The sequence below is a fragment of the Streptomyces diastaticus subsp. diastaticus genome, assembly GCF_011170125.1.
Classification (GTDB): domain Bacteria; phylum Actinomycetota; class Actinomycetes; order Streptomycetales; family Streptomycetaceae; genus Streptomyces; species Streptomyces diastaticus.
In genome coordinates this window covers 1,945,132-1,958,035 of the sequence record NZ_BLLN01000005.1, presented here as the reverse complement: position 1 = coordinate 1,958,035, position 12,904 = coordinate 1,945,132, and the positions used below count along the sequence as shown (strand labels likewise).

Genomic DNA, 12,904 nt, shown 5'->3' with positions numbered 1-12,904 from the left:
CGACACCCAGTCCAGTGCCGCCATGTGGTCCTGTCCCACGCCGACACATCGAGGAAGCCGTACCTATGCGTCATATCGAAGGAGCTCGCGGTGAGTAGTGACCAGTTGCTCGCCTTCGAGACCGACTGCCACCTCTTCAAGGATTGCGGTTTCCCGGCTCCGAGCGTGTGGTCGTTCTTGTTCGACCCGATCTTCAGCGTCGGGCCGGTCGACTTCAACAAGCCGATGCTGCTGGCCCTGATCGGCACGGTGGTCATCCTCGCCTTCTTCTGGGCGGCGTTCGCGAAGCCGAAGCTGGTGCCGGGCAAGTTCCAGATGGTCGCGGAGATCCTGTACGACTTCGTCCGGAGCGGCATCGCCCGGGAGACGATCGGCAAGAAGGGCGAGCCCTTCGTCCCCTTCCTGGTCTCCCTCTTCTTCTTCGTCTGGATCCTGAACCTGTGGGCGCTGATCCCGCTGGCGCAGTTCCCGGTCAACTCGGTCATCGCCTTCCCGGTCGGTCTCGCCCTCATGGTGTGGATCGTCTACATGACGGTGACCTTCAAGACGAACGGTTTCGTCGGTGGCATCCGCAACCTCTGCGTGCCCAGCGGCCTGCCCAAGCCGATCTACGTCATCCTGACGCCGATCGAGTTCGTGTCGAACATCTTCGTTCGTCCCTTCACCCTGGCGGTCCGGCTCTTCGCGAACATGTTCGCGGGTCACATCCTGATCCTGATCTTCACGATCGCCACGTGGTACATGCTCGGTACCCTGCTCGGCACGGTCTACGCCACCGCGTCGTTCGCGCTGACCCTGGTCCTGACCGTCTTCGAGATGTTCATCCAGGCGCTCCAGGCCTACGTGTTCACCGTGCTGACCGCGACCTACCTGTCCCAGGCGCTCGAAGAAGCGCACTGAGCGACCGAAGCCACCTCCACCACCCCTAAGACGTCCGGTGGAAAAGACCTCCCACCGGCCCATTAAGAGAAGGAACCACGGACATGTCTGCTGCTTTTGAGACCCTCGCGGCCGTCACCGGCAACATCGGCACCATCGGCTACGGCCTCGCCGCGATCGGCCCCGGCGTCGGCGTCGGCATCATCTTCGGCAACGGCGTCCAGGCCATGGCCCGCCAGCCCGAGGCCGCCGGCCTGATCCGTCAGAACATGCTGCTCGGCTTCGCCGTCGTCGAGGCCCTCGCCCTCATCGGCTTCGTCGTTCCGTTCATCCTCAGCTAAGTGGCGGTTCGGTCCTAAAGCCCGATCAAGACAGAAAGGTCCACCATGATGTACCTGGCTGCCGAGGAACCGCAGAACCCTCTGCTCCCGGTCTGGCCCGAGGTCGTCATCGGCCTGCTCTGCTTCGCCATCATCTTCTTCGTCTTCGCCAAGAAGCTGCTTCCGAGCATCAACAAGGTCCTGGACGAGCGCCACGACAAGATCGTCGGTGGCATCGAGGAGGCCGAGGCGGCTCAGGTCGAGGCCCAGAGCGTGCTGGAGCAGTACAAGGCACAGCTCGCCGAGGCCCGCCACGAGGCGGCGCGGCTGCGCTCCGAGGCACAGGAGCAGGGCGCCACGCTCATCGCCGAGATGCGCGCGGAAGGCCAGCGCCAGCGCGAGGAGATCATCGCCGCCGGTCACACGCAGATCGAGGCCGACCGCAAGGCTGCCGCGCAGTCGCTGCGGCAGGACGTGGGCCAGCTCGCCACCGAGCTCGCCGGCAAGATCGTCGGTGAGTCGCTGGAGGAGCACGCCCGCCAGAGCCGCACCATCGACCGGTTCCTCGACGGACTGGACGACGCCGCGACGAAGGCCGAGGCCACGCGATGAACGGAGCGAGCCGAGAGGCACTGGCTGCCGCACGTGAGCGTCTCGACGCGCTGACGGACACCCCGTCCGTCGACGCCGGCTCGCTCGCCGCCGAGCTGGCCGACGTCACCGCGCTGCTCCACCGCGAGGTCTCGCTGCGCCGGGTTCTCACCGACCCGGCGCAGGAGGGCGCGGCCAAGGCCCAGCTCGTCGAGCGCCTCCTCGGCGGCCAGGTCAGCGGTACCACCGCCGACCTGGTGGCCGGCATGGTGCGCACCCGCTGGTCGCGTTCGCGCGACCTGGTGGACGCCCTGGAGGAGCTGGCCGCCGACGCCGACCTCACCGAGGCCCAGCGCCGTGGCGCCCTCGACAGCGTGGAGGACGAGGTGTTCCGGTTCTCCCGGATCGTCTCTTCCAACAGCGCGCTGCGGGCCGCCCTCACGGACACCGCCGCCTCGGACGCCGCCAAGGCCGGGCTGCTGGACTCCCTTCTCGGCACCCGTGCCGACAAGGTCACGGTCCGGCTGATCACCCGGCTCGTCACCCGGCCGCGTGGCCGTAGCCTGGAAGAGGGACTCGAGTCCCTGTCCCGGCTGGCCGCCGCGCGCCGCGGGCGGATGGTCGCCACGGTGACCTCGGCGGTGCCGCTGAGCGAGCCGCAGAAGCAGCGCCTGGGCGCGTCCCTGGCCAAGCTCTACGGCCGCCCGATGCACCTCAACCTGGAGGTGGACCCCGCCGTCGTCGGCGGCATCAAGGTCCACGTCGGTGACGAGGTCATCAACGGCTCCATCGCGGACCGTCTCGACGAGGCGAGTCGGCGGATGGCCGGCTGACGCCGGACGTACCCGGTCAGAGAACAGAAGCAAGATCAACGGCCCGAGTTGGGCCGTGCAGAGATGCAGAGTTTCTGGGGGAGCCCCCAGATCCCCCTAAGAACTTCGGGCCCAACAAGGAGAGCAGGGAACCCAGATGGCGGAGCTCACGATCCGGCCGGAGGAGATCCGGGACGCGCTGGAGAACTTTGTCCAGGCGTACAAGCCGGACGCGGCCTCGCGCGAGGAGGTCGGTACGGTCACCGTCGCCGGCGACGGTATCGCCAAGGTCGAGGGTCTTCCCTCGGCCATGGCCAACGAGCTGCTCAAGTTCGAGGACGGCACCCTCGGTCTCGCCCTCAACCTCGAGGAGCGCGAGATCGGTGCCATCGTCCTCGGCGAGTTCAGCGGTGTCGAGGAGGGGCAGCCGGTCACCCGTACCGGTGAGGTCCTCTCCGTGCCCGTGGGCGAGGGTTACCTCGGCCGCGTGGTCGACCCGCTCGGGCAGCCGATCGACGGCCTCGGCGAGATCGAGTCCACCGGTCGCCGCGCCCTCGAGCTGCAGGCCCCGACGGTCATGCAGCGCAAGTCGGTGCACGAGCCGATGGAGACCGGCTACAAGGCCGTCGACGCCATGACGCCGATCGGCCGCGGTCAGCGCCAGCTGATCATCGGTGACCGGCAGACCGGCAAGACCGCGCTGGCCGTCGACACGATCATCAACCAGCGCGACAACTGGCGCTCGGGCGACGTGAACAAGCAGGTCCGCTGCATCTACGTCGCCATCGGCCAGAAGGGCTCGACCGTCGCCTCCGTGCGCGGCGCCCTGGAAGAGGCCGGCGCGCTGGAGTACACGACCATCGTCGCCGCCCCGGCGTCCGACCCGGCCGGCTTCAAGTACCTGGCGCCCTACACCGGTTCGGCCATCGGCCAGCAGTGGATGTACGAGGGCAAGCACGTCCTCATCATCTTCGACGACCTCTCGAAGCAGGCCGACGCCTACCGCGCCGTCTCCCTGCTGCTGCGCCGCCCGCCGGGCCGCGAGGCGTACCCCGGTGACGTCTTCTACGTCCACTCCCGTCTGCTGGAGCGCTGCGCCAAGCTCTCCGACGACATGGGCGCGGGCTCGATGACCGGTCTGCCGATCGTCGAGACCAAGGCGAACGACGTCTCGGCGTTCATCCCGACCAACGTCATCTCCATCACCGACGGCCAGTGCTTCCTGGAGTCCGACCTGTTCAACGCCGGCCAGCGTCCGGCCCTGAACGTCGGTATCTCCGTCTCCCGCGTGGGTGGTTCCGCCCAGCACAAGGCGATGAAGCAGGTCTCCGGCCGACTGCGTCTGGACCTCGCCCAGTTCCGTGAGATGGAGGCCTTCGCGACCTTCGGCTCGGACCTGGACGCCGCGTCCAAGCAGCAGCTCGCCCGCGGTCAGCGTCTGGTGGAACTGCTCAAGCAGGACCAGTACCAGCCGATGCCCACCGAGGACCAGGTCGTCTCCGTCTGGGCCGGTACCACCGGCAAGATGGACGACGTGCCGGTCGAGGACGTGCGCCGCTTCGAGCGCGAGCTCCTCGACTACCTGCACCGCCAGGAGCAGGGCCTCATGACCTCCATCAAGGAGGGCGGCAAGATGTCGGACGACACCCTCGTGGCGGTCGGCGACGCCATCGCCGCGTTCAAGAAGCAGTTCGAGACCTCGGACGGCACGCTTCTTGGCGAGGACGCTCCGACGACCGCGGCCAAGTGACGACGGAAGGGACCTGACTCATGGGAGCGCAGCTCCGGGTCTACAAGCGTCGCATCCGGTCCGTCACCGCGACGAAGAAGATCACCAGGGCGATGGAGATGATCGCCGCCTCGCGCATCATCAAGGCACAGCGCAAGGTGACCGCCTCCATGCCGTACGCGACGGAACTCACCCGCGCGGTGACCGCCGTGTCGGCCGGGGCGAGCGCCGACCACCCGCTGACCAGTGAGGTGGAGAAGCCGACCCGTGCCGCGGTGCTGCTGCTCACCAGCGACCGCGGTCTGGCCGGCGCGTTCAACTCCAGCGCCATCAAGGCGGCGGAGCTGCTCACGGACCGGCTGGAGAAGGAGGGCAAGGAGGTCGACACGTACATCGTCGGCCGCCGTGGCATGGCCCACTACGCCTTCCGCGAGCGGACCGTGACGGACTCGTGGACGGGCTTCACGGACGAGCCCTCCTACGCGGACGCCAAGGCGGTCGCCGCGCCGCTGATCGCGGCCATCGAGAAGGAGACGGCCGAGGGTGGTGTGGACGAGCTCCACATCGTCTTCACCGAGTTCGTCTCGATGATGACGCAGACGCCGATCGACGACCGCCTGCTCCCGCTCGCCCTCGACGAGGTCGCCGCGGAGTCGGGGACGAAGGGCGACGCCAAGCCGCTCTTCGAGTTCGAGCCGTCGGCGGAGGACGTCCTCGACGCCCTGCTGCCCCGCTACGTCGAGAGCCGTATCTACAACGCGCTGCTCCAGTCGGCTGCCTCCAAGCACGCCGCCACGCGCCGCGCGATGAAGTCGGCGACCGACAACGCCGGAGAGCTGATCAACACGCTCTCCCGCCTTGCCAACGCGGCCCGCCAGGCCGAAATCACCCAGGAAATCAGCGAGATCGTCGGTGGCTCCAGTGCGCTGGCCGACGCGAACGCGGGGAGTGACAAGTAATGACCACCACTGTTGAGACGGCCGTTGCCACGGGCCGCGTCGCCCGGGTGATCGGCCCGGTCGTCGACGTGGAGTTCCCCGTCGACGCCATGCCGGAGATCTACAACGCGCTGACCGTCGAGGTCGCCGACCCGGCCCAGGACGGCGCGCTCAAGACGCTGACCCTCGAGGTCGCCCAGCACCTGGGTGACGGCCTGGTCCGCGCCATCTCGATGCAGCCCACCGACGGCCTGGTCCGCCAGGCCCCGGTGACCGACACGGGCGAGGGCATCACCGTCCCGGTCGGCGACTTCACCAAGGGCAAGGTGTTCAACACCCTCGGCGAGGTGCTGAACAAGCCCGAGGAGAACGCCAACGTCGGCGAGCGCTGGGCGATCCACCGCAAGGCGCCCAACTTCGACCAGCTCGAGTCGAAGACCGAGATGTTCGAGACCGGCATCAAGGTCATCGACCTGCTGACCCCGTACGTCAAGGGCGGCAAGATCGGTCTGTTTGGCGGTGCCGGTGTCGGCAAGACCGTGCTGATCCAGGAAATGATCTACCGCGTCGCCAACAACCACGACGGTGTGTCGGTGTTCGCGGGCGTCGGTGAGCGTACCCGTGAGGGCAACGACCTCATCGAGGAGATGGCGGAGTCCGGCGTCATCGACAAGACCGCGCTGGTCTTCGGCCAGATGGACGAGCCCCCGGGCACCCGTCTGCGCGTCGCGCTGGCCGGCCTCACCATGGCCGAGTACTTCCGCGACGTCCAGAAGCAGGACGTGCTGTTCTTCATCGACAACATCTTCCGCTTCACGCAGGCCGGTTCCGAGGTCTCCACGCTGCTCGGCCGTATGCCGTCCGCCGTGGGTTACCAGCCGAACCTGGCCGACGAGATGGGCCTCCTCCAGGAGCGCATCACCTCGACGCGCGGTCACTCGATCACCTCGATGCAGGCGATCTACGTCCCCGCGGACGACCTGACCGACCCGGCCCCGGCCACCACCTTCGCCCACCTGGACGCGACGACCGTGCTGTCGCGCCCGATCTCGGAGAAGGGCATCTACCCGGCGGTGGACCCGCTGGACTCGACGTCCCGCATCCTGGACCCGCGGTACATCGCGAAGGACCACTACGAGGCCGCGATGCGCGTCAAGGGGATCCTCCAGAAGTACAAGGACCTCCAGGACATCATCGCCATCCTCGGCATGGACGAGCTGGGCGAGGAGGACAAGCTGGTCGTCACGCGTGCCCGCCGTGTCGAGCGCTTCCTCTCGCAGAACACCCACGTCGCCAAGCAGTTCACCGGCGTGGACGGTTCGGACGTGCCGCTCGACGAGTCGATCGCCGCGTTCAACGCGATCTGCGACGGCGAGTACGACCACTTCCCCGAGCAGGCGTTCTTCCTCTGCGGTGGCATCGAGGACCTGAAGGCCAACGCCAAGGAGCTGGGCGTCTCCTGAAGTCGGCGGGCCGGGTGACCGGCCCCTCGACCCGACCGGACGGAGGGCCGCGGCCCGCCCCTCGCGGGGCGGCCGCCGGCCTCCGTCCGGAGCCCACTAGAATTCGTCCCAACACCCGGCCGACCCGCCGGGTGGTGACCCGAGGAGCCCCTCTTGGCTGCTGAGCTGCATGTCGAGCTGGTCGCCGCGGACCGCAGCGTCTGGTCCGGCGAGGCCACCCTGGTCGTGGCACGTCTGACCACCGGCGACGTCGGCATCATGCCCGGTCACCAGCCGCTGCTGGGTGTGCTGGAATCGGGCCCCGTGACCATCCGCACCGCCGACGGCAAGACCGTCGCGGCCGCGGTGCACGGTGGTTTCCTGTCCTTCGCCGACGACAAGCTGTCGGTGCTGGCGGAGATTGCCGAGCTGTCCGGCGAGATCGACGTCGAGCGTGCGGAGCGGGCGCTGGAGCGTGCGAAGGCGGAGGCCGACGAGGCCGCCCATCGCCGTGCCGACGTCCGCCTGCGGGCGGTGGCCTCGCGCTGACCGGGCGCTGAAGTCGACGACGCGCCTCAGCCGCGGCACGGTCCGGAAGTCTCCGGACCGTGCCGCGGCTGAGGCGATGCAGGTGAGAAACGAGTTCCGCTACGGAAGACGAGGAGGTCGGTGCCGATGCTCCTCGCTCTGCTTGTCTGCGGACTGGTGATCGTGCTCGTCACCCTGGGGCTGTTGGTCTTCGGACTGCGGCGCCGCCTGATCCAGCGGTCGGGCGGCACGTTCGACTGCTCGCTGCGCTGGGACGCCCCCGACAAGGGCGACTCGAGCGGCAAGGGCTGGCAGTACGGGGTGGCCCGCTACAACGGGGACCGCGTCGAGTGGTACCGGGTCTTCTCGTACTCTCCGCGTCCCAAACGGATGCTGGAGCGTTCGGCGATCGAGGTGGTCGACCGGCGTGCTCCCGAGGGCGAGGAGGAGCTGGCGCTCCTCTCCGACGCGCTCGTGCTCGGCTGCCGCCATCGCGGCGTACGCCTGGAGCTGGCGATGAGCGAGGACGCCCTGACCGGGTTCCTGGCCTGGCTGGAGGCGGCGCCTCCGGGGCAGCGGGTCAACGTGGCCTGAGCGGGACCCTGACCGGACGGCCCTGGTGGGTGCGACACGGCGGCCCTTCCCTCGCGGGGAGGGGCTTTTTTCATGCCCGGGGACAGGCGCCGGGTACGAGAAGAGCCGGGGGGACGGGGGGCGTTCCCGTCCCCCCGGCGTCCGGGGGAGGTGGTGCGGGGGAGCAGGCGGGGCGCCGGCCCGCGGGGCTCCCGGTCAGCGCAGGCCGGAGTCGATCGCGGAGACCAGTTCGCCGTTGGCGGTGTCGCCGCTGAACTCCCAGAAGAAGGCACCGCCGAGGCCCTGGTCCTTGGCCCAGGTCATCTTGGTCTTCACGGTGGCGGGGGTGTCGTAGCTCCACCAGTCGCTGCCGCACTTGGCGTAGGAGGTGCCCCCGACGGTGCCGGTGGCGGGGCAGGTGTTCTTGAGGACCTTGTAGTCCTCGATGCCCGCCTCGTAGGTGCCGGTGGCCGGGCCGGTGGCGGTGCCGCCCGGGGCGTCCTGGGTGACGCCGGTCCAGCCGCGGCCGTAGAAGCCGATGCCGAGGAGCAGTTTGCTCGCCGGGACGCCCTTCGCCTTGAGCTTGGCGATGGCGGCCGCCGAGGTGAAGTCGGCCTTGGGTATGCCGGTGTAGGAGGTCAGGGCCGAGTGCGGCGCGGTCGGCCCGGTCTTGTCCCAGGCACCGAAGAAGTCGTACGTCATCACGTTGTACCAGTCGAAGTACTGGGCGGCGCCCGCGTAGTCGGCGGCGTCGAGCTTGCCGCCGGAACTGGCGTCGGCGGTGATGGCGGCGGTGACCAGGTCGGAGCCGAACTGGGCGCGCATCGCGCGGACCATGTCCGTCAGCGCGGCCGGGCCGGAGCTGTCGCAGCTCAGCCCGCAGGCGTTGGGGTACTCCCAGTCGAGGTCGATGCCGTCGAAGACGTCGGCCCAGCGCGGGTCCTCGACCAGGTCGTGGCAGGACTTGGCGAAGGCCGCCGGGTTCTTCACCGCGTCGGTGAAGCCGCCGGACCAGGTCCAGCCGCCGAAGGACCAGAGGACCTTGATGTGCGGGTACTTGGCCTTGAGCTTGCGGAGCTGGTTGAAGTTGCCGCGCAGCGGCTGGTCCCAGGTGTCGGCGACGCCGTCCACCGACTCGGCGGCGGTGTAGGCCTTGTCGTAGGCGGCGAAGCTGTCACCGATGGTGCACTTGCCCCCCTGGACGTTGCCGAAGGAGTAGTTGATGTGGGTGATCTTCTCGGCGGAGCCGGAGGTGACCAGGTTCTTGACGTGGTAGTTGCGTCCGTAGACGCCCCACTCGGTGAAGTAGCCGAGGTTGATCTTCTCACCGGGGCCGGGGCCCGGTCCGGGGCCCTCGCCGCGGGTGGTGACCTTGACGGGGGCGCTGACCGGTCCGGTCTGGTCGGCGGTGTCGCGGGCCTGGACCGAGTAGGAGTAGTCGGTGCCGGCGGTCAGGCCCTGGTCGGTCCAGGTGGTGGCGGTGACGGTGGCGACCTTGGCGCCGTCGCGCAGGACGTCGTAGTTCTTCACGCCCTTGTCGTCGGTGGCCGCCTTCCAGGAGAGCTTCACCGAGCTCTCGGTGACGTCGGAGGCGGTGGGGGTGCCGGGCGCGGTGGGCGGGGTGTCGCCGGGGACGCTGCCGCCGTCGCAGGAGGCGCCGTTGAGCTTGCAGCCCGAGGGGGTGCCGGGGCCGGTGCCGTTGAAGCCGAAGCTGACCGAGGCGCCGGGGGCGAGGCTCCCCGCCCAGCTCTTGTTCTTGGCGGTCCAGTGGTCACCGTTGTTGGTGACGTCGGCGTCCCAGGCCGAGGTCACCTTGGTGCCGGCGGGGAAGTCCCACTCCAGGGTCCATCCGTTCAGCGGGGCCGTGCCGGTGTTCTTCACCGTCCACTTCCCCTCGAAGCCGCTGCCCCAGTCCTGCGTCCTGGTGTAGGAGGCGCTGGGGTCGGCGGCGGCCTCGGCGGCCTGGGTGGGGGCAGCGAGGCCGACCATGCCGGTGAACGGCACCGCGAGGCCGACGAGCACGGCGAGCGCGCGTCTGAGGAAGCGGTGGAGGGCTCTGGGACGGCTGCGGGAGCCGTCGGTGCTGGGGGAAACCGTACTCAAGGCGTACTCCTCAAGAGGTTCGGACGTATGGGGGTGGAACCCTGCGACGCCCGTGAGCACCGACGACCTGGTGTGCCCACCGCAGTGGGGCGAGAGTAGAAAGGTCTGGACCAGAGGTCAAGAGGTCTGGACCAGAGGAAAGTTCGGCCGGAAGCGGCCTGGCGCGCGGAACGGGGCGCGCGCGGCCACGGCCGCCCGCCGCGGCGACCGGAGGTCCGGTGCCGCGGCGGACGGCCGTGAAAGAGGGTCAGTCCCGGGCGTACGCCCGTGTGGTCAGCGCAGTCCCTCGTACATGGCGGCGAACAGGTCGCCCTTGGCGCCGTCGCCGCTGAACTCCCAGAGGAAGGCGCCGCCCAGCCGCTGCTCCCGCGCCCAGGCCATCTTGCCGGCCACCGTCTCGGGGGTGTCGTAACTCCACCAGTCCTCGCCGCACCTGGCGTACGCCGTGCCGCCGACGGTGCCGGTGGCCGGGCACTTCTCGGCCAGCACCCGGTAGTCCTCGTTGCCCGCCTCGTAGGTGCCGGCGGCGGGGCCGGTGGCGGTGCCGCCCGGGGCGTCCTGGGTGACGCCGGTCCAGCCGCGGCCGTACGCGCCGATGCCGAGCAGCAGCTTCTCGGCCGGGACGCCGTCGGCCCGCAGCTTGGCGATGGTGGCGGAGGAGGTGTTCCGCTCGCCCGGGATGCCGGGGTAGGGGGTGAGCGCCGAGTGGGGCGCGGTCGGCCCCTCGGCCGCCCAGGCGCCGAAGTAGTCGTAGGTCATCACGTTGTACCAGTCGACGTACTGGGCGGCGCCCGCGTAGTCGGCCCGGTCGAGCTTGCCGCCCTCGGAGGCGTCGGCCGCGATGGCCGCCGCCAGCAGGTCGGTGCCGAACGCGGCACGCATCGCCCGCATCATGTCGGCCAGCGCCTCGTGCGGGGAGTCGTCGCAGGTCAGTCCGCAGGCGCCCGGGTACTCCCAGTCGAGGTCGATGCCGTCGAAGACGTCGGCCCAGCGCGGGTCCTCCACCAGGTCGTGGCAGGACGCGGCGAAGGCCGCGGGGTCCTTGACGGCCTCGCCGAAGCCGCCGGACCAGCTCCAGCCGCCGAACGACCACAACACCTTGATGTGCGGGAACTCGGCCTTGAGCTTGCGGAGCTGGTTGAAGTTGCCGTGCAGCGGCTGGTCCGCGCGGTCGGCGACGCCGTCCACGGCCTCCTCGGCGGTGAACACCTTGCCGTAGGCCGCCTCGGTGTCGCCGGCGACGCACTTGCCGTCCTGGACGTCCCCGAAGGCGTAGTTGATGTGGGTGATCTTCTCGGCGGAGCCGGACGTCACCAAGTCCCTGACCTGGTAGTCCTTGTCGTAGATGCCCCACTCGGTGAAGTAGCCGAGGGTGATCGGCGACTTCGGAGCGGGGGCCGCCTTCCCCTTGGTGCGCACCTTGGCGGCGCCGCCGAAGGGGCCGGTCTGCTTCGCGGTGTCGCGGGCCCGGACGGTGTACGAGTAGTCGGTGCCGGGCGCCAGGCCGTGGTCGGTGAAGGTGCGGCCGGTCACGGTGGCGACCTTGCTGCCGTTGCGCAGCACCTCGTAGTTCCTTATCCCCCGGTCGTCGGTGGCCGCCTCCCAGGAGATCGTGGCCGCGTTCCTGGTGACCTTGCCGACGGCCGGGGTGCCCGGCGCGGTGGGCGGGGTGTCCTCCGGCTGCTCGGCAGCCTCGCAGGGGACGCCGTTGAGCTTGCAGCCGGTCGGGGCGCCGTCGCCGGTGCCGTTGAATCCGAAGGTGGTGGAGGCGCCCGGGGCGAGGGCGCCGTTCCACGGGCGGCTCCTGGCGGTCCAGTGGTTCCCGTCGTTGCTGACCTCCGCCTCCCAGGGCAGGGTCACCTCGGTGCCGGAGGGGAACTCCCACTCCAGCGTCCAGTCGCTGATCGGGGCGTCACCGGTGTTCTGCACCGTCCACCGGGCCTGGAAGCCCGTGCCCCAGTCCTGCGTCCTGGTGTACGAGGCGCTCGGCGCGTCGGCCGCCTGGCTGGGGGCGGCGAGGCCGACCAGGCCGGCGAAGGGGATCGCCAGGCCGGTGAGGGCGGCGAGGCCGCGTCTGCTCAGCCGCCGGAGGGGTCTGCGGCGGCTGCTGGAGCCGTCGTTCGCGGGGTGGGCCGATCTCAAGGCGTACTCCTCAAGGAGGTCCGGGCATACGGAGGTGGGGAGCTGCGACATCCGTGAGCACCGATGGCCTGATGTGCCCACCCGCAGTGGGGCGAGAGTAGAAAGGTCTGGACCAGTGGTCAAGAGGTGTGGATCAAGCGGGGGTTGTGTCTCCGCCGAGGGGGCGGGGTGTCGGTCGCGTGCCGGACCCGCCTCTGGTCACAGGCCCAACTCCTTGGCCAGCAGGGCCGCCTGGGCGCGGCTGCGCAGTTCCAGCTTGCCCAGGACCCGGCTCACGTGGGTCTTGGCCGTCGCCTCCGCCATCTTGAGCCGCGCGGCGATCTGCGCGTTGGACAGCCCCTCGCCCAGGCAGCCGAGCACCTCGCGCTCGCGCCGGGTGAGGGCGGCCAGCTCCGGCGGCTCGGCCCCCGCGGGGCGCGGTGCGCGGCCGGCGGCGAAGGCGGCGATCAGCCGCCGCGTCACCGCCGGAGCGATCATGCCCTCGCCCGCGGCGACCGTGCGCACCCCCGCCAGCAGCGCCGGGGCGTCGGTGTCCTTCAGCAGGAAACCGGAAGCACCCGCCCGCAGCGCGCCGAAGACGTACTCGTCCAGGTCGAAGGTGGTCAGCACCAGCACGTCGGCCCAGCCGCCCGCCACCACCCGCCGCGTCGCCGACACCCCGTCCAGCCGCGGCATCTGCACGTCCATCAGGACCACGTCCGGGCGCAGCTCCTCGGCGAGCCGCACCGCCTCCTCGCCGTCGGCCGCCTCACCGGCCACCTCGATGTCCGGCGCGCTGCCCAGGATCAGCACCAGCCCGGCCCGCACCGCCGACTGGTCCTCCGCCACCACCACGCGGATCACCACC

Annotated in this window: 12 protein-coding genes; 9 read left to right on the top strand and 3 right to left on the bottom strand. The window is 69.9% G+C overall.

Going from position 1 to position 12,904, the window contains the following annotated elements; genetic code table 11:
- Nucleotides 1-72: 72 nt before the first annotated feature.
- From atpB to Sdia_RS25780, 9 genes are all read left to right on the top strand, one after another.
- Nucleotides 73-900, top strand: a complete 828-nt coding sequence (atpB, locus tag Sdia_RS25820; protein WP_100455133.1) for a F0F1 ATP synthase subunit A — start codon at nt 73-75, stop codon at nt 898-900.
- Nucleotides 901-983: 83 nt separating this feature from the next.
- On the top strand, nt 984-1,220 hold the full coding sequence (gene atpE, locus Sdia_RS25815) for an ATP synthase F0 subunit C (RefSeq protein WP_003950878.1): 237 nt from the start codon (nt 984-986) through the stop codon (nt 1,218-1,220).
- Between the two features lie 45 nt (nt 1,221-1,265).
- The gene (locus tag Sdia_RS25810) at nt 1,266-1,811 is read left to right on the top strand and encodes a F0F1 ATP synthase subunit B (RefSeq protein WP_100454901.1); all 546 of its coding nucleotides are present in this window, start codon (nt 1,266-1,268) and stop codon (nt 1,809-1,811) included.
- On the top strand, nt 1,808-2,623 hold the full coding sequence (locus Sdia_RS25805) for a F0F1 ATP synthase subunit delta (RefSeq protein ID WP_100454903.1): 816 nt from the start codon (nt 1,808-1,810) through the stop codon (nt 2,621-2,623). Before Sdia_RS25810 ends, Sdia_RS25805 begins: the two co-directional genes overlap by 4 nt.
- Nucleotides 2,624-2,759: 136 nt before the next feature.
- Nucleotides 2,760-4,352: a F0F1 ATP synthase subunit alpha gene (gene atpA, locus Sdia_RS25800; protein WP_189499771.1), complete on the top strand. Its 1,593-nt coding sequence runs from the start codon at nt 2,760-2,762 to the stop codon at nt 4,350-4,352.
- 20 nt (nt 4,353-4,372) lie between these two features.
- Nucleotides 4,373-5,290, top strand: coding sequence for a F0F1 ATP synthase subunit gamma (locus tag Sdia_RS25795; protein ID WP_100454908.1), 918 nt, complete (start codon nt 4,373-4,375; stop codon nt 5,288-5,290).
- The gene (gene atpD / locus Sdia_RS25790; protein ID WP_100454911.1) at nt 5,290-6,732 is read left to right on the top strand and encodes a F0F1 ATP synthase subunit beta; all 1,443 of its coding nucleotides are present in this window, start codon (nt 5,290-5,292) and stop codon (nt 6,730-6,732) included. Before Sdia_RS25795 ends, atpD begins: the two co-directional genes overlap by 1 nt.
- 153 nt (nt 6,733-6,885) lie before the next feature.
- Nucleotides 6,886-7,260, top strand: coding sequence for a F0F1 ATP synthase subunit epsilon (locus Sdia_RS25785; RefSeq protein ID WP_100454913.1), 375 nt, complete (start codon nt 6,886-6,888; stop codon nt 7,258-7,260).
- Nucleotides 7,261-7,386: 126 nt separating this feature from the next.
- Nucleotides 7,387-7,833 carry a DUF2550 domain-containing protein gene (locus tag Sdia_RS25780; protein ID WP_100454915.1) on the top strand — a complete coding sequence of 149 codons (447 nt, stop codon included), beginning with the start codon at nt 7,387-7,389 and terminating at the stop codon, nt 7,831-7,833.
- A 195-nt stretch (nt 7,834-8,028) separates the two neighbouring features.
- Here the strand turns inward: Sdia_RS25780 and Sdia_RS25775 are convergent, their stop codons facing one another.
- The 3 genes from Sdia_RS25775 to Sdia_RS25765 form a co-directional block, all read right to left on the bottom strand.
- Nucleotides 8,029-9,915, bottom strand: a complete 1,887-nt coding sequence (locus Sdia_RS25775; protein WP_189499770.1) for a glycoside hydrolase family 18 chitinase — start codon at nt 9,913-9,915, stop codon at nt 8,029-8,031.
- A gap of 273 nt (nt 9,916-10,188) precedes the next feature.
- On the bottom strand, nt 10,189-12,057 hold the full coding sequence (locus Sdia_RS25770; RefSeq protein WP_189499769.1) for a glycosyl hydrolase family 18 protein: 1,869 nt from the start codon (nt 12,055-12,057) through the stop codon (nt 10,189-10,191).
- A 198-nt stretch (nt 12,058-12,255) separates the two neighbouring features.
- Nucleotides 12,256-12,903 carry a response regulator gene (locus Sdia_RS25765; RefSeq protein ID WP_100454920.1) on the bottom strand — a complete coding sequence of 216 codons (648 nt, stop codon included), beginning with the start codon at nt 12,901-12,903 and terminating at the stop codon, nt 12,256-12,258.
- Between the last annotated feature and the right edge of the window lies 1 nt (nt 12,904).

Bases quoted from the DNA above. Each gene is read 5' to 3' on its own strand.
- Sdia_RS25805 (WP_100454903.1), top strand. From the start codon at position 1,808: ATGAACGGAGCGAGCCGAGAGGCACTGGCTGCCGCACGTGAGCGTCTC.
- Sdia_RS25810 (WP_100454901.1), top strand. From the start codon at position 1,266: ATGATGTACCTGGCTGCCGAGGAACCGCAGAACCCTCTGCTCCCGGTC.
- Sdia_RS25780 (WP_100454915.1), top strand. From the start codon at position 7,387: ATGCTCCTCGCTCTGCTTGTCTGCGGACTGGTGATCGTGCTCGTCACC.
- atpA (WP_189499771.1), top strand. From the start codon at position 2,760: ATGGCGGAGCTCACGATCCGGCCGGAGGAGATCCGGGACGCGCTGGAG.
- Sdia_RS25795 (WP_100454908.1), top strand. From the start codon at position 4,373: ATGGGAGCGCAGCTCCGGGTCTACAAGCGTCGCATCCGGTCCGTCACC.
- atpD (WP_100454911.1), top strand. From the start codon at position 5,290: ATGACCACCACTGTTGAGACGGCCGTTGCCACGGGCCGCGTCGCCCGG.
- atpE (WP_003950878.1), top strand. From the start codon at position 984: ATGTCTGCTGCTTTTGAGACCCTCGCGGCCGTCACCGGCAACATCGGC.